We start from the raw sequence: 20,506 nt of genomic DNA on the forward strand, positions 1-20,506 counted from the left end.
AGCCGAGCTTGCTCGCGATGGCGGTGGGTCAGTCAATATCGATATCGCTGATCCGACGCCATCGCGAGCAAGCTCGCTCCCGCAGGTCCGCTACCGCTGTTACAAGGTTTGACTCAAGCCGCCACCTGACCGAAGCTTGCGACATTTCACGCTTCTGGTAATGGATTCCCTGCATGCCCTCGCCTCGCCGCCGCTATCTGCTCCTCAGCCTCTGTGTCCTGTTGTTGATCGGTCTTGTCGCGCTATGGCTACGCAGCACCACGCCGCAAATCCCCGAAGCGATCAAGCGTGGTTACAGTGAAGCCTTGGAAAGCGCCCGCAACGGACAGCCGGGGGCGGCACGCATGCTTTACCAGCAACTGGGGCGTCCGGACCTCTCACCCAAGCGCCGTGTGTGGCTGCACGCCGAACTGCCCAACTACCCCAGCCCGCAAGCCCTGAAACTGGCCGACGCAGACCTGCACAACGAATCACCGGACGTGCGTCGGGCCGCCATCGGCAGCATCGTCGGGCTGGTGCCGACGGGCCAGCGCAGCCTGTTGCTCGGCCCACTCCTGGATGATGACGACCCCAATGTCCGGTTCGCTGCCGTGAATGCCCTGCTGGGCCTCTCGCCGGATGACCTCGGCTTGTATTTCGGCGCAATGCAGATCGCCATCGATACCTGGGAGCAGGTGCTCGAGGACGGTCCGAAAACCGCGGACACCCACTACCAGCTCGCCCGGCTGCACCTGCACAACGCCGAATTGAAGAAAGCCCAATTGGCCCTTGAGCAGGCCTTGCGCCTGCAACCGGACAATCTCCCGGCGCTGGTCATGCAGATCGAAGTGCTGGACAAACAAGGCCAGGGCGAAGCCGCACGACAATTGCTCGCCCGACAGTTGCAAACCCAGCCACCGTCGGCTTATCTGCAACACGCGCTGGGCATGTGGCTGCTGCAACACGGCCAGAGCGAGTATGCGGTGCTCGGTCTGGCAAAAGCCGTGGAACTGGAACCCGAGAACCGGCATTACCGCTATGACCTGGCGACCACCTTGCATGCCGAACAGGAAGTGGAAGCCGCGCAGAAACAGTTGCAGGAAATCGTCCAGCGCTACCCTGCCGACCGCAAGGCACGGGTGTTGCTGATCAACTATTGGAAGGAAACCGGTCAGTTGCAGAATGTGCAGATCCTGCTGGCGCAATTGGAACAGTTGAACCCCGATGACCCGGCGCTGCAACAGGGCCTGTAGGAGCTGCCGAAGGCTGCGATCACTCAATTGCCTTCAGCCTCGCTTCGCTCGACAGCACCTACAAAGTTTGTGCAGTACACCGCGTTTTATCGATGTAAGCGGAACCGCCATCACCGCCAAAGGTCAAGTGTTCAGGCAGTCGATTTCAGGCGTTACCCCGCCTGCTGCCCACTTCCCTAGTCATGAGAGGGCTATTTTTGTCTACATCTAACGAGTTGATCAGTGCAAAAGCCGCCACCGGCATCGAGGGACTGGACGATATCCTCTCCGGTGGTTTGTCCCGCGGCCATGTGTTCCTGCTCGAGGGCGAACCCGGGACTGGTAAGACCACGGTCGCGTTGCATTTTCTGTTAGCCGGCGCCAAGGCTGGCGAGCGCTCGTTGTACATCACGCTATCGGAAACCGAGCGTGAACTGCGTCAGGGCGCGGCCTCCCACGGGTGGACGCTGGATGACAATATTCATATTTTCGAGCTGACCCCGCCCGAAAGCCTGCTCAATGCCGAGCACCAACAGAGCCTGCTGTATTCCTCGGACCTGGAACTGGGCGAAGCGACGAAGCAGATTTTCGAAGTGGTCGAACGGGTCAAGCCGACCCGGGTCGTGCTCGACAGCCTGTCGGAGATCCGCCTGTTGGCGCAAAGCTCCCTGCGCTATCGTCGGCAGATCCTGGCGATCAAGCATTATTTCGTGCGCTACGACGCCACGGTCCTGTTGCTCGACGACCTGACCACCGAGTCCCTGGACAAGACCGTACACAGCGTTGCCCACGGGGTGGTGCGCCTGGAAGAACTGACCCCCAACTACGGCGCCGAACGGCGGCGGATCCGGGTGGTCAAGTATCGAGGGCAGAAATACCGCGGCGGTTACCATGACTTCACCATCATGGGCGACGGCGTGCACGTCTTCCCGCGCCTGGTCGCCGCCGAACACCGTGGGCAGTACCTGCGCCAGCAACTCTCCAGCGGCATCGGCGAAATGGATGCGCTGCTGGGGGGCGGTATCGAGACGGGGTCCAGTACCTTGATCCTGGGCCCGGCGGGTACCGGCAAGTCGCTGATCGCGCTGATTTTTGCCGCAGCCGCCGTGCATCGCGGCGAGAAAGCCGCACTGTTCATCTTCGATGAAGAGCTGGGCTTGCTGTTCGAGCGCATGAAAAACATCGGCATTGATCTGCAGGCCCTGCTAGAGACCGGCAACCTGCTGATCGAACAGGTCGACGCCGCCGAGTTGTCCCCCGGCGAGTTCTCCCACCGCGTGCGCCGTTGCGTCGATGAGGGCAACATCAAGACCGTGGTCATCGACAGTATCAACGGCTATCAGGCGGCCATGCCGGAAGAGAACGCCCTGGTACTGCACATGCATGAATTGCTGCTCTATCTCAACCGCAAGGGCGCGGCGACCTTCATGACCGTTGCACAGCACGGTCTGGTCGGCGACATGCAAGCGCCCGTGGACATTACTTACCTGGCCGATACGGTGATTCTGTTGCGTTATTTCGAAGCACTGGGCAAGGTTCGCCGGGCGATCTCCATCATCAAGAAACGCACCGGCAGCCACGAGTCGACCATCCGCGAATACCGCATCAGCGGCGTGGGAATGACCATCGGCGAGCCACTGGAGGCGTTCCAGGGCGTCTTGCGCGGGGTCCCCACCTACATGGGCGAGAGCAACCCGCTGCTCAAGGATGAACACCGGTGACGCTGGCCGAGCCCCTGTCCGAGCGGGCGCTGATCCTCGCGCCGCTGGGACGGGACAGCCAGATCGCCTTGATGATCCTCAATGAAGCCGGTTTTGCCGGCCTCATCTGCCGCCACCTGGACCATTTGTGCGAAGAGTTGGAAAGCGGTGCCGGCCTGCTGGTGATTTCTTCGGAGGCTTTGGTAGGGCCCGACCTGGAAACGCTGTTCCAGCAAATCGAACAGCAGCCAACCTGGTCCGACCTGCCCATTGTCTTGTTGACCCATCACGGCGGGCCGGAACAGAACCCGGCGGCCCGTATCGGTACGCAATTGGGCAACGTGACCTTCCTCGAGCGTCCTTTCCATCCGGTGACCCTGATCAGCCTGGTGACCACCGCCCTGCGGGGTCGTCGAAGGCAGTACGAAGCCCGCGACCGCCTGATCGACCTCAGCAACAGTGAACTGCGCCTGCAGACCACCCTTGAAACCCTCGAGCAGCAGGTAGAAGAACGTACCGCCCAGTTGCGTCACAACGAAGAGGCCCTGCGCCAGTCGCAAAAAATGGAAGCGGTCGGTCAGTTGACCGGCGGTATCGCCCACGACTTCAACAACATGCTCACCGGGATCATCGGCAGCCTCGAACTGCTGCGCCGGCGCCTGGCCCGCGGCCGTACCGAGGACCTGGACAGCCTGATCGACCTGGGCGTGACCTCGGCCAACCGCGCCGCCGGCCTGACCCATCGCCTGCTGGCGTTTTCCCGACGGCAATCGCTGGACTCCAAGGCCGTCCAGATGAATACGCTGGTGCTGTCCATGGGCGAGCTGCTGCAACGCAGCCTCAACGAAAGCATTCGCCTGGACATGCAATTGGACGAACAGCTCTGGGTCGCCGAGGCCGACCCCAACCAACTGGAAAGCGCCCTGCTCAACCTGGTGCTCAACGCCCGGGATGCCATGCCCAACGGCGGAAACCTGGTGGTGCAGACTTGCAACCGACACCTGGACGCCGACTTCACCGATGCCTACACCAACCTGGAGCCCGGCGACTATGTGGTGCTGAGCGTGCAGGACACCGGTTATGGCATGCCCGAAGCGGTGATCGGCCGCGCTTTCGACCCGTTTTTCACCACCAAGCCGATCGGCCAGGGCACCGGGCTGGGCCTGTCGATGATCTATGGCTTCAGCAAGCAATCGCGTGGTCATGTGACCATCGACAGCGAAGTCGACAAAGGCACCACCGTGAACTTGTACCTGCCGCGCTTTCGCGGTGAAGAAGTCCACGAGCCCCAGGTCACCACCCAACATGCGCCGTATGCGCAGGACGGCGAAACCGTGCTGATCGTCGAGGACGATCCGGCGGTGCGGGTGCTGGTGAGCGCGGTGTTGAGTGAACTGGGTTATGCCTTTGTGGAAGCGGCCGACGCCAATGGCGCGGTCCCGATCCTCGAGTCAGGCCAACGCATCGACCTGCTGATCAGCGACGTAGGCCTGCCCGGCATGAATGGTCGGCAACTGGCGGAAATCGGCCGGCAGGTGCGCCCGGACCTGCGGGTGCTGTTCATCACCGGCTACGCCGAGCATGCGGCGGTACGCGGCGGCTTCCTTGACCCGGGGATGCAGATGATCACCAAGCCGTTCACGTTTGATTTGTTGACGGCCAAGGTGCGGGAGATGATCAAGGTTTGAGGCGATGGGCAGGCATTGTGGCGAGCACGCTGGCTCCCGCAAGCGGGCGCGGTAGGAGCTGTCGAGCGGAGCGAGGCTGCGATCTTTCCCCAGACACTTGAATCTCCAGCGAAAGATCAAAAGATCGCAGGCTTCGCCAGCTCCTACATAGCCCAGCGGGAGCAAGCGCCCTCGCCGCAGGGTTTTGCCTGATCTGCCGGGACATGCCCCCTCACCCGGCCTACTACGACAACATCGACTGCATGATGCGCTGTAGCTCATCCAAGTCGAACGGTTTATCCAGGATCGGGGCCTTGCGGGTAATGGGGCTATCGGTGTCGCGCACTTCCTGCGCGTAGCCACTGATGAAGATGACCTTCAGTTCGGGCCGCAGCTTGACCGCAGGCTCGGCGATCTGCACCCCGGAAATACCGCCCGGCAGGCGGAAGTCGGTAATCATCATGTCCAGATGCGGCTTGCTCGCCAGGATCTCGAACGCCTGGTCACCGTTTTCGGCCTGCAACACCCGATATCCCTCGCCCGACAGGTAGGCCGACAGCACCATCAGGATCGACGGGTCATCCTCGACGATCAATACAACATCTTGCGCATCTTCACTCATGAGAAGCCTTTGTTCGATCAATAGCTGCTGATACGACCTTAGGGTCTCTCAGAGGTTGCGTCTGTTCGGCGGTTTTGTCCAAGACAGTTTTCTGCAAGGGCAGGCAAACACGAAACAACGCCCCTTCATGGAGACGACTGTCGACCGTGATCGTCCCGCCATGGGCCGTGACGATCTGCTCGGAAATGAACAGCCCCAGCCCCAGGCCTGAAGCGGCCGCCTTGGACGATACGCGCTCGAACTGCTGGAAGATACGTTTCTGGTTCTCCTCGCTGATGCCGATGCCGTGGTCCCGGACCTCGATGCAGGCATGCTCGGGCGTCTTGTAGACGCGCACTTCGATCGGGCTCTTGCCACCGTAGCGCAGCGCATTGGTCAACAGGTTCGACACCACTTGTTCGATGCGAAACTCATCCCACTGCCCCTCCACCGCAGGCTCGGCCAGGCAGGTCAATGAGCACTCGGCGATGGCAAACTGCGGCTGGAAGTTGCGCAGCAGGTTTTCCACCAGTGCCGTCAAGTTGAAACGGGTCGGACGGATCGACAGCTTGCCGGTACGAATCCGCGACACATCCAGCATGTCCTCGATCAGCCGGATCAGGCTCTTGATCTGGCGCTCGTCACGCTCGACCATTGCCCGCACCTTGTCCAGGCTGAAGGCCGCGGCATTGTCCCGGGCCAGGTGCATCTTGCGCAGTTGGGTCTCGAGAATGAGGCCATTGAGGGGGGTGCGCACCTCGTGGGCGACAATGGACATGAAGTCGTCACGCATACGCACCGCTTGCTCCAGCTCGCCGCGGGTGGCCTCCAGTTGTTGCAACAGGATCTCCTGTTCCCGCTGGCTCTGCTCGAGGGCCACGACTTGCTCCTTCATGGCCTTGCGCTGGCGATACAGCTCGACGAACACATTGACCTTGCTCTTGACGGCCTGGGTGTCCAGCGGTTTGTGCAGGAAGTCCACCGCGCCGGTTTCATAACCGGTGAAGGCATAGTTGCGTTCACGACCGGCGGCACTGACGAAAATGATCGGGATGCTGCGGGTCTTCTCCGTGCCGCGCATCAGCTCGGCCAGCCCGAAACCGTTCATCTCGGGCATCTGCACATCGATGATGGCCAGGGCAAAGTCGTGTTGCAGCAGCAGGGACAGTGCTTCGTCCGCCGACAGGGCCTTGAAGACCTCGCGGTCTGGCCCCCTGATCAACGCTTCCAGGGCCAACAGATTCTCGGGCAGATCGTCGACGATCAGCAGTTTGGCTTGAACATCTCTTGGCATGTGGTTCATTCCAGCCCGGCCAGCAATTGGCCGATGCCTTGCAAAGTAAGGATATGGTCGGGCTCATGCAGGGCCAGCGCCGCTTCGGGCATGGTCGCGACCTGGGCTTCAGCGGGATCCTGGACCACGGTGATGCCACCCAGCGCCCTGACCTTCGCCAGGCCCCGGGCGCCATCGCCATTGGCACCGGTCATTACCACAGCCAGCAACTTCTCGCCGTAGACATCGGCGGCCGACTCGAACAGCACGTCGATGGACGGTCGCGAATGATGTACGGGCTCCTCCAGGCTCAACGACAGGCAACGGTCGGCCTCGACCGACAAGTGATAGCCGGGCGTGGCGACGTACAAGGTACCCGGTGCGATGTCCAGTTTGTCCCGGGCCTCCTCCACCGGCACCGCCAGGCGATGGCCGAGCACGGAGGCCAGTTGGCTGTCGCGCTCATTCGGCAAATGCAATACCACCAGGATGGGCAGGCCGAAACCTTTGCGCAGGTGTCCGAATACCCTGAGCAACGCTTCGACGCCGCCGGCCGATGCACCGACGACAATGGCCTCGATGGGCGGGTTGGATCTGTCCTTGGTCTGATTCATAGCTTGCGATAGATCCGTTCCTGTTTGACCAACGGCTCGAATCGATGACCGTAAGCCGAAAAATCCAGTGTCTCCTTACTGCCCAATACCAGGAAACCACGGTGACAAAGGGACTCATGGAACAGTCCAAACGCACGATCTTGTAGCTTTTTATTGAAATATATCAATACGTTGCGGCATGAAATTAACTGAGTTTCTGAAAAAACACTATCGGTCGCCAGGCTGTGATCGGCAAAGGTCACGTTCTCGCACAGGGTTTTATCGAACATCGCGTAATCGTAGGCGGCTGTGTAGTAATCGGCAAACGATCGCCGTCCTCCAGCGCTCTGGTAGTTCTGCGTATAGGTGCGCACGTTTTCCAGGGAGAAAATGCCCTGCTTGGCTTTTTCCAACGAGCGCGGATTGATGTCGGTGGCGTAGATCAATGTGCGGTCCAGCAGACCTTCTTCTCGCAGCAGGATCGCCATGGAGTAGACCTCCTCTCCCGTGCTGCAACCGGCGATCCAGATCTTGATCGAAGGGTACGTCCTGAGCAGCGGCACGACTTCCTCGCGGATCGCCAGGAAATGCGAGGGGTCGCGAAACATCTCACTGACGGGGATCGTCAGCAGTTGCAGCAACTGCATGAATACACCCGAGTCGTGCAGCACGCGCTCCTGCAAGGCCGAAATGGTCTTGCACTCGAACTGGCTCAACGCATGGTGGACCCGGCGCTTGATGGAGGCCCCGGAATAATCGCGAAAATCGTAGCTGTACTTGAGGTAAATCGCTTCGATCAACAAACGAAGTTCAATGTCAGTGTCACGTTCCACTAAATTCTTTCCATATTCGGCAACCACACGCGAATCAGCGAGAACAGACGATCCAGATCGATCGGCTTGGCCAGGTAGTCATTGGAACCCGCCGCCAGGCAGCGCTCCTGATCGTCCTTCATGGCCTTGGCCGTCACGGCGATGATAGGCAGCTTGCGCCAGCGCGGATCCTTGCGGATCAGCGTGGTGGCTTCGAAACCATCCATCTCCGGCATCATCACATCCATCAGCACCAGGTCGATGTCGTCGAATTCATTCAGGCGATCGATCGCCTCCAAGCCATTACGGCCGATGACCACGATCGCCCCCTTCGCCTCCAGGGCGCTGGTCAGGGCAAAGATGTTGCGCACATCGTCGTCCACCAACAGCACCTTGCGGCCTTCGAACACCTTGTCGCGGCTGCGGGCGGTCTTGAGCATCCGCTGTCGTTCATGGGACAACCGGGATTCGACTTTGTGCAGAAAGAGTGTCACCTCGTCCAGCAAGCGCTCTGGCGAACGAGCGCCCTTGATGATGATCGAGCGTGAATACTTACGCAGTTCGGCTTCTTCGTCCCGCGTCAGGTTGCGCCCGGTGTAGACGATCACCGGCGGGAAGGAACAGATGTCTTCGCTGGACATGCGCTTGAGCAGATCATTGCCGAGCATGTCCGGCAACTTGAGGTCGATGATCATGCAGTCGTAGACATTGGTCCGCAGCAGGTCCAGGGCCTGCTGGGCCAAGCCAACGGCGGTGATCTCGATGTCATCGTCGCCGATCAGGCGGGTAATACTGTCGCGCTGCAGATCATCGTCCTCCACCAGCAGCACCCGCTTGACCTTCTGGGTCAGCTTGGCCTCCAGGCGGGCGAACACGTCCTTGAGTTCTTCACGGGTGGTCGGCTTGACGGCATAGCCGATGGCGCCCATGTGCATGGCGGCTTCGACACGGTCTTCGACGGAAATCACGTGCACCGGGATGTGCCGGGTTTCGGCCTGCTCCTTGAGCCGCTGCAACACCGTCAGTCCGGAATGGTCCGGCAGGCGCATGTCCAGCAGGATCGCGTCGGGAGCCAGTTGCAAAGCCAGGTCGAAGCCTTCGTCGGCACCATGGGCCACCAGGCACTGGTAACCGAGCTCGTGGGCCAGGTCGAACAGAATCCGGGCGAACTTGGGCTCATCTTCGATCACCAGGATGCACCGGGTGTCGAACGGCGCCTTGTCGCGGTCGTCGGCGAACCGGGCAATCGGCGTGTCCACCTCGGCGACCAGCGGCGCCGGTGCGGCTTTTGGCGCGACAGGCGCCGGCGCGGTGGCCGTCGGGGTGAAGGTCATCGGCGCTATCGGCGTGTCACCGGGCTCGACATAACGCTCAGGCAATACCAGCGTAAACACACTGCCCTGCCCAGGCTCGCTGGAGACCGAAATCGAGCCGCCCAGCAACATGGCCAGGTCCCGGGAAATCGACAACCCCAGGCCGGTGCCACCGTAGCGACGATTGGTGGTGCCATCGGCCTGGCGGAACGCTTCGAAAATGCTTTGCTGTTGATCGGCGGCGATGCCGATCCCGGAGTCCCGCACCATGAACGCGATGCCCGAGCCTGGCTGACCGGCCACGGACAGGCTGACGGAACCTTGCTCGGTGAATTTCACGGCGTTGGACAGCAGGTTCTTGATCACCTGCTCCAGGCGCTGGCGATCGGTATAGAGCATTGCCGGCGCATCGGGCAGCACCTGGACCTCGAAATTCAGGCCCTTGTCCGCCGCCAACGGCTTGAACATATCCTGCAGCCCTTCCACCAGACGCTGCACGCTGGTGTTTTCCGGACGCACTTCCAGCTTTCCGGCCTCGACTTTGGAGATGTCGAGAATGTCGTTGATCAGGTTCAGCAGGTCGTTGCCGGCGGAGTAGATCGACTCGGCAAACTTGACCTGTTCCTCACTGAGGTTGTGCTGCGGGTTCTCCGCCAGCAGCTTGGACAGGATCAGCGAGCTGTTGAGCGGCGTGCGCAACTCGTGGGACATATTGGCCAGGAACTCGGACTTGTACTTGCTCGAGCGCTGCAGCTCTTCGGCGCGCTCCTGCAACTGGATCTGGGCCAGGTTCAATTCGCTGTTCTTCTGGTCCATGGCGTCGCGCTGCTCGGCCAATTGCTCGTTGGTCTGCTCCAGTTCCTGTTGCTGGGCTTCCAGGTGGGCCTGGGACTCCTTGAGGATGCGCGACTGTTCTTCCAACTCTTCGTTGGCGGTCTTGAGCTCTTCCTGCTGGACTTGCAACTCTTCGTTCAACTGCTGGGTTTCGGCCAGGACTTCCTGCAGGCGTTGGCGATAACGGGCGGCTTCGATGGAGGTGCCGATATTGCCGGCGATCAGTTCCAGCAGCTCGACGTCACGCTCGGTCAATGGCCGCAGGAAACCCAGTTCGATGACACCGTTGATCCGGTCATCGTCACTGGTGGGCACCACCAGCACGCTGTTGGGCAGGCCTTGCCCCAGCCCGGAGCTGACTTTCAGATAATCGTCCGGTACGTCGTCCAGACGGATAAGACGCCCCTGCTGCACGGCCTGGCCAGCAATACCTTCGCCGGCGATGATCACCTGCTGTTGTTCTTCATCCTCCCGGGACAGCCCGTAGGTGGCGACGCGCCTGAGGACACCATTTTCTTCCCGCGCATACAGCGCAGCGACAGCGACGCCCAGGTACTTCGCACAGAACTGCAGGATGTTGCGACCCAACAGGTTCAGCGACAGCTGCCCCAGGACCTGCTCGGCCAGTTGCGTCTGGCCGTTACGCAGCCAGGCCTGCTTCTCCAGGTGCAAAGCGCTGCGTTGCTGGACTTTCAGGCTGGCGCTGTAGCTTTCGGACAGGCTCAACAGATCCCGGCGACCGACGTAGGCCAGCAGCCCGCTGACCGCTGCGACAAACAACAGGTAAAGGGCAATGCTCCAGACGGTCGTGGTGCGCACATCCTGGTTGCGGGCGGCACGCAATTGTTGCTCGGTCTCGACGACTTCTTCGAAGGACTGGCGAATTTCGTCGGTCAGGCGCTTGCCGCGCCCGGCCTTCACCGCGCCCCGGTAATCGCCGCTGGTGCGTTGCAGGTCGATCATGCTTTGGGCGTAATTGGCCCACTCCGTCTGGAGTGCCTGGATCTTGTGCAGGCGGTCGGTCTGGACGGGGTTATCGGCTGTCAATTCCAGCAATGTGTCCAACGCCACGGCAATCCGCGGCTTGGCCACTTCATAGGGGTCGAGGAAGTGCTCGTCACCACTCAACAGGTAGCCGCGCATACCGGTTTCCAAGTCCACGCTCAGCTTGAGCGCTTCGTTGGCGTTATTGATCACCCTGTCGGTATGGCCGACCCATTGGATCACCGACAGCAGGTACGTGATAAGGATGACGAAAAATACCGCGCTGAGGGCGCCGATGCCCAACGGCAGGCTGATATTGCGGCTCAGGAGCTTGCGAAAACTTTGCTCGTCGACCGAAGACGAAGGAGTCATGGAAAGGGGCCTTGGTGGACAGTTGAAATCGGTGGAGTTTGCCCGAAAAACCGCGCCTGGATCCACATTTTCTGACAAGTCAAGGAGGCAAATCCCACGACAATCCGTCTTATAGCAGGGAAGCGACTATCCTTGTCAGCTCTTGTACTATAGATCCTTTCTTGTACAACCCAGGGAACTTGTGCCGCCTTGGCACTTACTCATGAATGAGACCTTTTTTTTCCGTGCCCCTCCCGCTCCCATCTTTCGAGAATGTCGACTATGCCCACCACCCCTGCCGCCACCCAGCCCACCATCCTGGTAGTCGAAGACGATGACATTGTGCGGATGTTGATCGTCGACGTGCTGGAGGAACTGGAGTACCAGGTGCTGGAGGCGGACGGCTGTGAGCAGGCGCTGAGTTTTTTGCGTGACCACCAACAGGACATCGCCTTGATGATGACCGACGTCGGCCTGCCGGTAATGGACGGACGCGAATTGGCCAAGCAGGCTCGACTCGAGCGGCCACAACTGCCGGTGCTGTTTGCCAGCGGCTATGCCGAAAGCATCGACGTGCCTGAAGGCATGTCGGTGATCGGCAAACCCTTCTCCATCGATCAATTGCGGGACAAGGTCAAAAGCATTCTTGCTTGAGCCGGATCGCATTCTTGGTCACTATCGGCGCCCCGCGCGCCGATGGCGCCTGATTCGCTCCGAGGCCCCCCTTGCTCATGACTGCCACCAAAGTCCTGGTTATCGGCTATGTCTGGCCCGAGCCGCGCTCATCGGCGGCCAGTGGGCACGTCATGCAGATCCTTGACACCTTCCTCGGCCAAGGCTGGGACATCACCTTCAGCAGCCCGGCCGGCCCGGGCGAGCAGCGCGCCGACCTGGCCGCGCTGGGTATCCGCGAAGTGCCCATCGAACTCAATAGCAGCAGCTTCGACGCGTTCATCCAGACACTTGCGCCGGACATCGTGCTGTTCGACCAGTTCATGATGGAAGAACAGTTCGGCTGGCGTGTCGAAAAGCACTGCCCCGGCGCCCTGCGGGTGCTGGAGACCTCCGACCTGCAAAGCCTGCGTCACGCCCGACATCAACGCCTGAAAGAGCGCCTGAAGCGCGATGAGGCGAGCGAGGACTTCAGCGACCTCTTCGCCCCGGCCCTGGGCGAGGAATTCCAACGAATGGCCGACACCGACCTGGCCAAGCGGGAAATCGCCGCCCTGTACCGCTGCGACCTCAACCTGATGGTGTCCGAGGTTGAAATCGAACTGCTGGTGGAGCACTTCAAGCTGCCCCGCAACCTGCTGCACTGGTGCCCGTTGATGCTGGACCTGCCCAGTGAACCGTCGGTACCGTTCGAGGACCGGGCGCATTTCCTGAGCATCGGCAACTTTCGCCACGCGCCGAACTGGGACGCCGTGCTCTGGATGAAAAACGCCATCTGGCCGCTGATCCGCCAGCAATTGCCTGGCGCACAACTGCACCTGTACGGCGCCTATACCCCGCCCAAGGCCGCTGCATTGCACAATCCGGCCCAGGGTTTTCACATCATGAACTGGGCCGAGGACGCCTTGCAGGTCATGTCGGCGGCACGCATCTGCCTGGCGCCGTTGCGTTTCGGCGCCGGGATCAAGGGCAAGCTGATCGACGCCATGCTCTGCGGTACCCCCAACGTCACCACGCCCGTGGGAGCCGAAGCCATGCACGGCGACATGCCCTGGCCCGGGTCGATTGCCCGGAGTGCCGAAGGCATCGCCAGCGCGGCGGTGCAGTTGTATAGCGACCAGGCGCGCTGGACCCAGGCCCAGCACGCCGGCCTGGCGCTGCTGGCGAGCCGCTACCGGCAACAGGTGCATGGACCGGCGCTGATCGACAGCATCAACGCTTGCCGGGCAGACCTGGCACAACGACGCCGGGACAATTTCACCGGCAGTATGCTGCGTCACCACCAGCACAAAAGCACCCAATACATGTCCCAGTGGATCGAAGAAAAAAACCGCAACGGTTAGACGCCAAGGTGGCACCTGCCTGGCGAAGGGGGCATTATCCAGTGGCGATAACAATAAAAGTGCCAGGCCCATGACCCGAACAGCCAGAGTCACCGACCCCTCCTATGAGCTGATGGACGACCATAACGGGCTGTCCATCATCTACCGCCAGCACGGTTTTCCCTGCCCGCTGGTGCGCTGGCATTTCCACAAGGAATACGAGCTGCACTTGATCGTTGCCAGTTCCGGCAAGGTGTTCATTGGCGACTACATTGGCAACTTCTACCCCCAGTCGCTGTTTCTCACCGGGCCCAACCTGCCCCACAACTGGATCAGCCAGGTGGCCGAGGACGAAGTGGTGCCCAAGCGCGACATGTTGGTGAACTTCACCGACGAGTTGTTCGAAAGCGGCCACCAGGTATTCGCCGAACTCAAGACGGTCGCACCGCTGCTCGAACGCGCCCAATACGGCATCGAGTTCCGTTGCAAGCGCACCATCCGCCAGGCCATGAGCCTGATGCAGCGCATCGCCGATTCCCAGGGCATGAGCCGCCTGGGGCACTTTTTCATCCTGATGGAGCTGCTGGCCGCCACGGATGACTACCAACTGCTGTCCGGCGCGACCGCCCCGCAAACGGCGGACGAACACAGCATCGACCGCACCAACCGCGCGGTGGACTACATCTTTGCCCATTACGCCCGGGAGCTGCCCCTGGAAGAAGTCGCCGAACACCTGGGCATGAAACCCACCTACTTCAGCCGGGTGTTCAAACAGGCCACTGGCCGCTGCTTCATCGAATTCGTCAATCGCCTGCGCATCAGCAAATCCTGCGAATTGCTGGCCGACGGCGACAAACCGGTAACGGACGTGTGTTTTGAATCCGGCTTCAACAACATCTCCAATTTCAACCGGCGTTTCCAGCAGCTCAAGGGCATGACGCCTTCCCACTACCGGCGGCTGGCGGTGCAGCGGTTGACCGAGCAGAACCAGGGCTGAGACTTTTCGCCCCGACAGAGATCCCCTGTGGCGAGGGAGCTTGCTCCGGCTGGGCTGCGAAGCAGCCCCCCTGGATCAGCCTTTTGCACCGAGTTGTCAGGGGAATTGTTGAGGGCCGCTGCGCGCCCCAGCGGGAGCAAGCTCCCTCGCCACGGGTCCTTTGTTCGGCCTGAAGTGGCAGGCATTAATCCCTCCAGTGCAAAAAAGTATCAGTACAAGTGCGACGGATGATTTGTCACACCGTCCATTGAAGGCTGTAATCAGCGCACATTCTTCCCTTCATCCGGAAGACACAAAAACAATAACTGTCCTTCCGCAGCTTTCGGGCGCGGAAAAGGAGTGCGCGATGAAACCTTCGGTAAAAGCTCTGCTTGTCTCCACCTGCATGACCCTCAGTAGCGTCAGCTTCGGCGCACAGACCCTCACCATTGCCACCGTCAACAACAGCGACATGATCCGCATGCAAAAGCTCTCGAAAACCTTCGAGGCCGAGCACCCGGACATCAAGCTCAACTGGGTGGTGCTCGAAGAAAACGTCCTGCGCCAGCGCCTGACCACCGACATCGCCACCCAAGGCGGGCAGTTCGACGTGCTGACCATTGGCATGTACGAAGCAGCACTCTGGGGCGCCAAGGGCTGGCTGGAGCCGATGAAGGATTTGCCGGCCTCCTACGACCTGGACGACGTCTTCCCTTCCGTGCGCGATGGTTTGTCGGTCAAAGGCTCGCTGTACGCCCTGCCGTTCTACGCCGAAAGCTCGATCACCTATTACCGCACGGACCTGTTCAAGAACGCCGGGCTGACCATGCCCGAACACCCGACCTGGACCCAGATCGGTGAGTTCGCGGAAAAACTCACCGACAAATCCAAGGAGCAATATGGCCTGTGCCTGCGGGGCAAGGCCGGTTGGGGCGAGAACATGGCGCTCATCACCACCCTGGCCAACGGTTATGGCGCGCGCTGGTTCGATGAGAAGTGGCAGCCGCAATTCAATGGCCCCGAGTGGAAAGACGCACTCAACTTCTATGTCGACAACATGAAGAAATCCGGCCCGCCGGGCGCCTCCAGCAACGGTTTCAACGAAAACCTGGCGCTGTTCAACAGCGGCAAATGCGCAATCTGGGTGGATGCCAGCGTCGCCGGCTCGTTCGTCACCGACAAGACCCAGAGCAAGGTGTCCGATCACGTTGGATTCACCTTCGCCCCCCACGAAAAAACCGACAAAGGCACCTCGTGGATGTACTCCTGGTCACTGGCCATCCCGACCAGTTCCAAAGCCAAGGAAGCCGCCACGGTCTTTACCACTTGGGCGACGTCCAAGGAGTACAGCCAATTGGTCGCCAAGACCGACGGCATTGCCAACGTACCGCCAGGCACCCGCACCTCGACCTACAGCGACGAGTACATGAAGGCCGCGCCGTTTGCCAAGGTGACCCTGGAATCGTTGAAAGTCGCCGATCCGAAAGCGCCAACCCTCAAGCCTGTGCCCTACATCGGCATCCAGTTGGTGACCATTCCCGAATTCCAGGCCATCGGCACCCAGGTGGGCAAGTTCTTTTCGGGGGCGCTGACCGGCCAGCAGACCGTGGACCAGGCGTTGACCGCCGCGCAGTCCACCACCGAACGCGAGATGAAACGCGCTGGGTATCCCAAGTAGTCAGCTCATTGAGGCCCGCTCCCACAGTGGATCTTCATAGGCCCGCAAAAATCGGTTCAATGCCATGAATAGCTCAACTACAACCGCCAAAGCCCCCATCGAGATTGCCCCGCCGCCGGCGCGCAAGATCCGCCTGGCCAACCCCGGCTGGTTCCTGGTCAGCCCTTCGGTGGCCTTGTTGCTGCTGTGGATGATCGTGCCGCTGGGCATGACCGTCTACTTCTCGATGATCCGCTACAACCTGCTCTACCCCGGCGAAAACGAATTCGTCGGGCTGGAGAACTTCACCTATTTCCTGACCGACTCGGGTTTCATGCCCGGCGCCACCAATACTTTGTTGCTGGTGGGCAGCGTGCTGTTGATCAGTATCGTCCTCGGGGTATTGATCAGCGCGCTGCTGGAGGCCAGTGAGTTTTTCGGTCGCGGCATCGTCCGCGTGCTGCTGATCTCGCCGTTCTTCATCATGCCCACCGTCGGTGCGCTGATCTGGAAGAACCTGATCTTCCACCCGGTCTCGGGCATCCTCGCCTCGGTGTGGAAACTGTTCGGCGCCCAGCCGGTGGACTGGCTGGCCCATTACCCGTTGCTGTCGATCATCATCATCGTGAGCTGGCAATGGCTGCCCTTTGCGATTCTGATCCTGATGACCGCCATGCAGTCACTGGACCAGGAACAGAAAGAAGCCGCCCGCCTGGACGGTGCCGGCCCGATCGCGATCTTCTGGCACCTGACCCTGCCGCACCTGGCCCGCCCGATTGCCGTGGTGCTGATGATCGAAACCATCTTCCTGCTGTCGGTGTTCGCCGAGATCTTCACCACCACCAACGGTGGCCCCGGCTATGCCTCCACCAACCTTGCCTACCTGATCTACAACCAGGCGCTGGTGCAGTTCGACGTCGGCATGGCTTCGGCCGGTGGCTTGATTGCCGTAGTCATTGCCAACATCGCCGCCATCATCCTCGTCCGGATGATCGGTAAAAACCTCACCGACAAGCATTGAGGCCGTCGCCATGACTCTTCAACAATCCCGTCGCCTGCAAAGCCTGCTGCTGGGCACGCTGGCCTGGGCCATCGCGATCCTGATCTTCTTTCCGATCTTCTGGATGGTGCTGACCAGCTTCAAGACCGAAATCGATGCGTTCGCCACGCCGCCGCAGTTCATCTTCACGCCGACCCTGGAAAACTACCTGCACATCAACGAGCGCAGCAATTACTTCAGCTTCGCCTGGAACTCCGTGGTGATTTCCTTCAGCGCCACCGCCCTTTGCCTGCTGATCGCGGTACCGGCAGCCTATTCCATGGCGTTCTATGAAACCCAGCGCACCAAAGGCACGTTGTTGTGGATGCTCTCCACCAAAATGCTGCCACCGGTGGGCGTGCTGATGCCGATCTACCTGCTGGCCAAGCAATTTGGCCTGCTGGACACGCGTATCGCGCTGATCATCATCTACACGCTGATCAACCTGCCCATCGTGGTCTGGATGATTTACACCTACTTCAAGGACATTCCTCGCGACATCCTCGAGGCCGCGCGCCTGGATGGCGCCACGCTCTGGCAGGAAATGGTCCGTGTGCTGCTGCCGATTGCCAAGGGCGGCCTGGCGTCCACCGTGCTGCTGTCGCTGATCCTGTGCTGGAACGAGGCGTTCTGGTCGCTGAACCTCACCTCCTCCAAGGCCGCGCCCCTGACGGCGCTGATCGCTTCCTACTCCAGCCCGGAAGGTTTGTTCTGGGCCAAATTGTCGGCCGTCTCGACCCTGGCCTGCGCGCCGATTCTGATCTTTGGCTGGATCAGCCAGAAACAGCTGGTGCGCGGTTTGTCCTTCGGCGCGGTGAAGTAACGCGCCCTACACCATTATCAGAAGTGGAGGCCCATCATCATGGCCAACCTGAAAATCAAGAATTTGCAAAAGGGTTTCGAAGGCTTCTCCATCATCAAGGGCATCGACCTTGAGGTGAACGACCGCGAGTTCGTGGTCTTCGTCGGCCCGTCGGGCTGTGGCAAATCCACACTGCTGCGGCTGATCGCCGGTCTGGAAGAGGTCAGCGACGGCACCATCGAACTGGATGGCCGGGACATTACCGAAGTCAGCCCGGCCAAGCGCGACCTGGCCATGGTGTTCCAGACCTACGCCTTGTATCCGCACATGAGCGTGCGCAAGAACATGTCCTTCGCCCTCGACCTGGCCGGTGTACCCAAGGCCGAAGTCGAGAAGAAGGTCAACGAAGCGGCGCGCATCCTTGAGCTGGGCCCGATGCTCGAGCGCAAGCCCAAGCAACTGTCCGGCGGCCAGCGCCAGCGCGTGGCGATCGGTCGGGCCATCGTGCGCAACCCGAAAATCTTCCTGTTCGACGAACCGCTGTCCAACCTCGACGCCGCCCTGCGAGTGCAGATGCGCCTGGAACTGGCACGCCTGCACAAGGAACTGCAGGCGACCATGATCTACGTGACTCACGACCAGGTCGAAGCCATGACCCTGGCCGACAAGGTGGTGGTGCTCAATGGCGGGCGCATCGAACAGGTCGGCTCGCCGCTGGAGCTGTATCACCAGCCGGCCAACCTGTTTGTCGCCGGGTTCCTCGGCACACCGAAAATGGGCTTCCTCAAAGGCAAGGTCACCGCCCTGGACAGCCAGGGCTGCGAGGTGCTGCTGGACGCCGGCACGCGCATCAACCTGCCGCGCAGCGGTGCCAACCTGAGCGTCGGCGGCGCGGTGACCCTGGGGATTCGTCCGGAACACCTGAACCTGGCGCAACCGGGCGATTGCACATTGCAAGTCACCGCCGACGTCAGCGAGCGGCTGGGCAGCGACACCTTCTGCCATGTCGTCACGACGTCCGGCGAAGCCTTGACCATGCGGGTTCGCGGCGACCTGGCGAGCCGTTTCGGCGAGCAACTGAACCTGCACCTGGACGCCGAACACTGCCATTTATTCGATGCCGAGGGCGTAGCGGTAAGCCGCGCGCTGCGCGCCGCCGCCTGATTACCGAGACTTGCGATGAAACTCAACCGACAAAACCTGCACAACCTCAACCCTGACGTAGCCCTGCCCGCCTATCCGTTGGGCGACATCCGCCAGGGCATCGCCCATATCGGCGTCGGCGGTTTCCATAGGGCTCACCAGGCCTACTACACCGATGCGCTGATGAACACCGGTGTCGACCTGGACTGGGCCATCTGCGGCGTGGGCCTGCGGGCCGAGGATCGCCGTGCCCGGGATGACTTGGCCAGCCAGGATTACCTGTTCACCCTGTACGAACTGGGCGACACCGATGACACCGAAGTCCGGGTGATTGGCGCGATCAATGACATGTTGCTGGCCGAAGACGGCGCCCAGGCGCTGATCGACAAGCTGGCCGATCCGCAGATCCGCATCGTTTCGCTGACCATTACCGAAGGTGGCTATTGCATCGACGACAGCAATGGCGAATTCATGGCCCACCTGCCGCAGATCCAGCACGACCTGAGCCATCCCGAGGCACCGAAAACCGTCTTCGGCTTCCTCTGCGCCGCCCTGGCCAAGCGTCGCGCCGCTGGTATCCCGGCGTTCACGTTGATGTCTTGCGATAACCTGCCCCACAACGGCGCCGTGACCCGCAAGGCATTGCTGGCCTTCGCCGCATTGCGCGACGCGGAGCTGGGGCAGTGGATCGACCGCAACGTCAGCTTCCCCAACGCCATGGTCGATCGCATCACGCCCATGACCAGCGTGACCCATCGCCTGCAACTGCATGACGAACATGGCATCGACGACGCTTGGCCGGTGGTCTGCGAACCGTTCGTGCAATGGGTGCTGGAAGACAAGTTCGTCAGCGGTCGCCCGGCCTGGGAAAAGGTCGGCGTACAGTTCACCGATGACGTTTCTCCTTATGAGGAGATGAAAATCAAGTTGCTCAACGGCAGCCACCTGGCGTTGACCTACCTGGGCTTTCTCAAGGGTTATCGCTTCGTCCACGAAACCATGAACGACCCGTTGTTCGTGCGTTACATACGCGCCTACATGGACCTGGACGTGACACCGCAACTGGCACCGGTACCAGGCATCGACCTGACCGACTACAAGAACACCCTGGTGGAACGCTTTTCCAACCAGGCGATTGCCGACCAGTTGGAGCGGGTCTGTTCGGACGGCTCGTCGAAGTTTCCAAAATTCACCGTCCCGACCATCAACCGCTTGATTGCCGACGGCGGCGAAACCCGCCGTGCGGCACTGGTCGTGGCCGCCTGGGCCGTGTACCTGAAGGGCGTGGACGAGAACGGCGTGACATATTCGATCCCGGACCCGCGGGCAGCGTTCTGCCAGGCATTGGTGGCTGACGATGCGCTGGTGACCCAGCGGATGTTGGAAGTCGAAGAAATCTTTGGCACGGCGATCCCCCGCTCGGCGGAGTTCGTGGCAGCATTCGAATGGTGCTGCAACAGCTTGCGCGAGCACGGGGTAACACGAACACTTGAGCGGGTATTGGCTGACGCAGACTAACGGTCTGCTTTTGTGGCGAGGGAGCTTGCTGACCGAGC

16 protein-coding genes are annotated in these 20,506 nt (G+C 60.8%); 11 read left to right on the plus strand and 5 right to left on the minus strand.

What is annotated here, in order from left to right; all coding sequences use genetic code 11:
* The first annotated feature begins 173 nt into the window (after positions 1-173).
* From J4E53_RS14980 to J4E53_RS14990, 3 genes are all read left to right on the plus strand, one after another.
* Positions 174-1,232 (plus strand): lipopolysaccharide assembly protein LapB, encoded by a 1,059-nt coding sequence (locus tag J4E53_RS14980; RefSeq protein ID WP_103308276.1) that lies wholly within the window; start codon positions 174-176, stop codon positions 1,230-1,232.
* 197 nt (positions 1,233-1,429) lie between these two features.
* On the plus strand, positions 1,430-2,932 hold the full coding sequence (locus tag J4E53_RS14985) for an ATPase domain-containing protein (protein WP_060742520.1): 1,503 nt from the start codon (positions 1,430-1,432) through the stop codon (positions 2,930-2,932).
* Positions 2,929-4,599, plus strand: a complete 1,671-nt coding sequence (locus tag J4E53_RS14990; RefSeq protein ID WP_060742521.1) for a response regulator — start codon at positions 2,929-2,931, stop codon at positions 4,597-4,599. Before J4E53_RS14985 ends, J4E53_RS14990 begins: the two co-directional genes overlap by 4 nt.
* A 223-nt stretch (positions 4,600-4,822) precedes the next feature.
* Here the strand turns inward: J4E53_RS14990 and J4E53_RS14995 are convergent, their stop codons facing one another.
* Genes J4E53_RS14995 through J4E53_RS15015 form a run of 5 tightly spaced genes read right to left on the minus strand, consistent with a single transcriptional unit; the run spans position 4,823 to position 11,360 of the window.
* A complete protein-coding gene (locus J4E53_RS14995) occupies positions 4,823-5,200 on the minus strand; it encodes a response regulator (protein WP_060742522.1) in 378 nt (125 codons plus the stop codon).
* Positions 5,193-6,473, minus strand: coding sequence for a hybrid sensor histidine kinase/response regulator (locus J4E53_RS15000; RefSeq protein WP_103308277.1), 1,281 nt, complete (start codon positions 6,471-6,473; stop codon positions 5,193-5,195). The genes J4E53_RS14995 and J4E53_RS15000 overlap by 8 nt, the downstream gene beginning before the upstream one ends.
* A gap of 5 nt (positions 6,474-6,478) precedes the next feature.
* Positions 6,479-7,066, minus strand: a complete 588-nt coding sequence (locus tag J4E53_RS15005) for a chemotaxis protein CheB (protein WP_060742524.1) — start codon at positions 7,064-7,066, stop codon at positions 6,479-6,481.
* The gene (locus tag J4E53_RS15010) at positions 7,063-7,878 is read right to left on the minus strand and encodes a protein-glutamate O-methyltransferase CheR (protein ID WP_060742525.1); all 816 of its coding nucleotides are present in this window, start codon (positions 7,876-7,878) and stop codon (positions 7,063-7,065) included. Before J4E53_RS15010 ends, J4E53_RS15005 begins: the two co-directional genes overlap by 4 nt.
* Positions 7,878-11,360 (minus strand): response regulator, encoded by a 3,483-nt coding sequence (locus J4E53_RS15015; RefSeq protein WP_103308278.1) that lies wholly within the window; start codon positions 11,358-11,360, stop codon positions 7,878-7,880. The genes J4E53_RS15010 and J4E53_RS15015 overlap by 1 nt, the downstream gene beginning before the upstream one ends.
* Positions 11,361-11,612: 252 nt before the next feature.
* Here J4E53_RS15015 and J4E53_RS15020 point away from each other — a divergent pair, with 252 nt between their 5' ends.
* The 8 genes from J4E53_RS15020 to J4E53_RS15055 all read left to right on the plus strand — a co-directional run bounded on the left by J4E53_RS15020 (position 11,613) and on the right by J4E53_RS15055 (position 20,468).
* Entirely contained in the window at positions 11,613-11,993 is a 381-nt protein-coding gene (locus tag J4E53_RS15020; protein WP_081015440.1) for a response regulator, read from the plus strand.
* Between the two features lie 77 nt (positions 11,994-12,070).
* Entirely contained in the window at positions 12,071-13,354 is a 1,284-nt protein-coding gene (locus J4E53_RS15025; RefSeq protein WP_103308279.1) for a glycosyltransferase, read from the plus strand.
* Between the two features lie 70 nt (positions 13,355-13,424).
* Complete coding sequence (locus tag J4E53_RS15030; protein ID WP_060742529.1) at positions 13,425-14,330, plus strand: AraC family transcriptional regulator; 906 nt, start codon at positions 13,425-13,427, stop codon at positions 14,328-14,330.
* Between the two features lie 346 nt (positions 14,331-14,676).
* Positions 14,677-15,987, plus strand: coding sequence for a sugar ABC transporter substrate-binding protein (locus J4E53_RS15035; protein WP_060742530.1), 1,311 nt, complete (start codon positions 14,677-14,679; stop codon positions 15,985-15,987).
* Between the two features lie 64 nt (positions 15,988-16,051).
* Positions 16,052-16,987, plus strand: a complete 936-nt coding sequence (locus tag J4E53_RS15040; protein ID WP_053184628.1) for a carbohydrate ABC transporter permease — start codon at positions 16,052-16,054, stop codon at positions 16,985-16,987.
* A gap of 10 nt (positions 16,988-16,997) precedes the next feature.
* Positions 16,998-17,828, plus strand: coding sequence for a carbohydrate ABC transporter permease (locus tag J4E53_RS15045; protein WP_060742531.1), 831 nt, complete (start codon positions 16,998-17,000; stop codon positions 17,826-17,828).
* Positions 17,829-17,867: 39 nt separating this feature from the next.
* The gene (locus J4E53_RS15050) at positions 17,868-18,971 is read left to right on the plus strand and encodes an ABC transporter ATP-binding protein (protein WP_060742532.1); all 1,104 of its coding nucleotides are present in this window, start codon (positions 17,868-17,870) and stop codon (positions 18,969-18,971) included.
* A 15-nt stretch (positions 18,972-18,986) separates the two neighbouring features.
* Positions 18,987-20,468 carry a mannitol dehydrogenase family protein gene (locus J4E53_RS15055; RefSeq protein WP_103308280.1) on the plus strand — a complete coding sequence of 494 codons (1,482 nt, stop codon included), beginning with the start codon at positions 18,987-18,989 and terminating at the stop codon, positions 20,466-20,468.
* The last annotated feature ends 38 nt before the right edge of the window (positions 20,469-20,506 follow it).

It is taken from the genome of Pseudomonas sp. FW305-28, assembly GCF_017351395.1.
Taxonomy (GTDB): domain Bacteria; phylum Pseudomonadota; class Gammaproteobacteria; order Pseudomonadales; family Pseudomonadaceae; genus Aquipseudomonas; species Aquipseudomonas fluorescens_AA.

What these genes read in the sequence shown, in the direction of transcription:
- J4E53_RS15005 (WP_060742524.1), bottom strand. Translation starts at nt 7,066, where the DNA reads ATGAATCAGACCAAGGACAGATCCAACCCGCCCATCGAGGCCATTGTC.
- J4E53_RS15040 (WP_053184628.1), top strand. Translation starts at nt 16,052, where the DNA reads ATGAATAGCTCAACTACAACCGCCAAAGCCCCCATCGAGATTGCCCCG.
- J4E53_RS14980 (WP_103308276.1), top strand. Translation starts at nt 174, where the DNA reads ATGCCCTCGCCTCGCCGCCGCTATCTGCTCCTCAGCCTCTGTGTCCTG.
- J4E53_RS15020 (WP_081015440.1), top strand. Translation starts at nt 11,613, where the DNA reads ATGTCGACTATGCCCACCACCCCTGCCGCCACCCAGCCCACCATCCTG.
- J4E53_RS15045 (WP_060742531.1), top strand. Translation starts at nt 16,998, where the DNA reads ATGACTCTTCAACAATCCCGTCGCCTGCAAAGCCTGCTGCTGGGCACG.
- J4E53_RS15025 (WP_103308279.1), top strand. Translation starts at nt 12,071, where the DNA reads ATGACTGCCACCAAAGTCCTGGTTATCGGCTATGTCTGGCCCGAGCCG.
- J4E53_RS15030 (WP_060742529.1), top strand. Translation starts at nt 13,425, where the DNA reads ATGACCCGAACAGCCAGAGTCACCGACCCCTCCTATGAGCTGATGGAC.
- J4E53_RS15000 (WP_103308277.1), bottom strand. Translation starts at nt 6,473, where the DNA reads ATGCCAAGAGATGTTCAAGCCAAACTGCTGATCGTCGACGATCTGCCC.
- J4E53_RS15015 (WP_103308278.1), bottom strand. Translation starts at nt 11,360, where the DNA reads ATGACTCCTTCGTCTTCGGTCGACGAGCAAAGTTTTCGCAAGCTCCTG.
- J4E53_RS15035 (WP_060742530.1), top strand. Translation starts at nt 14,677, where the DNA reads ATGAAACCTTCGGTAAAAGCTCTGCTTGTCTCCACCTGCATGACCCTC.
- J4E53_RS15055 (WP_103308280.1), top strand. Translation starts at nt 18,987, where the DNA reads ATGAAACTCAACCGACAAAACCTGCACAACCTCAACCCTGACGTAGCC.
- J4E53_RS15050 (WP_060742532.1), top strand. Translation starts at nt 17,868, where the DNA reads ATGGCCAACCTGAAAATCAAGAATTTGCAAAAGGGTTTCGAAGGCTTC.
- J4E53_RS14995 (WP_060742522.1), bottom strand. Translation starts at nt 5,200, where the DNA reads ATGAGTGAAGATGCGCAAGATGTTGTATTGATCGTCGAGGATGACCCG.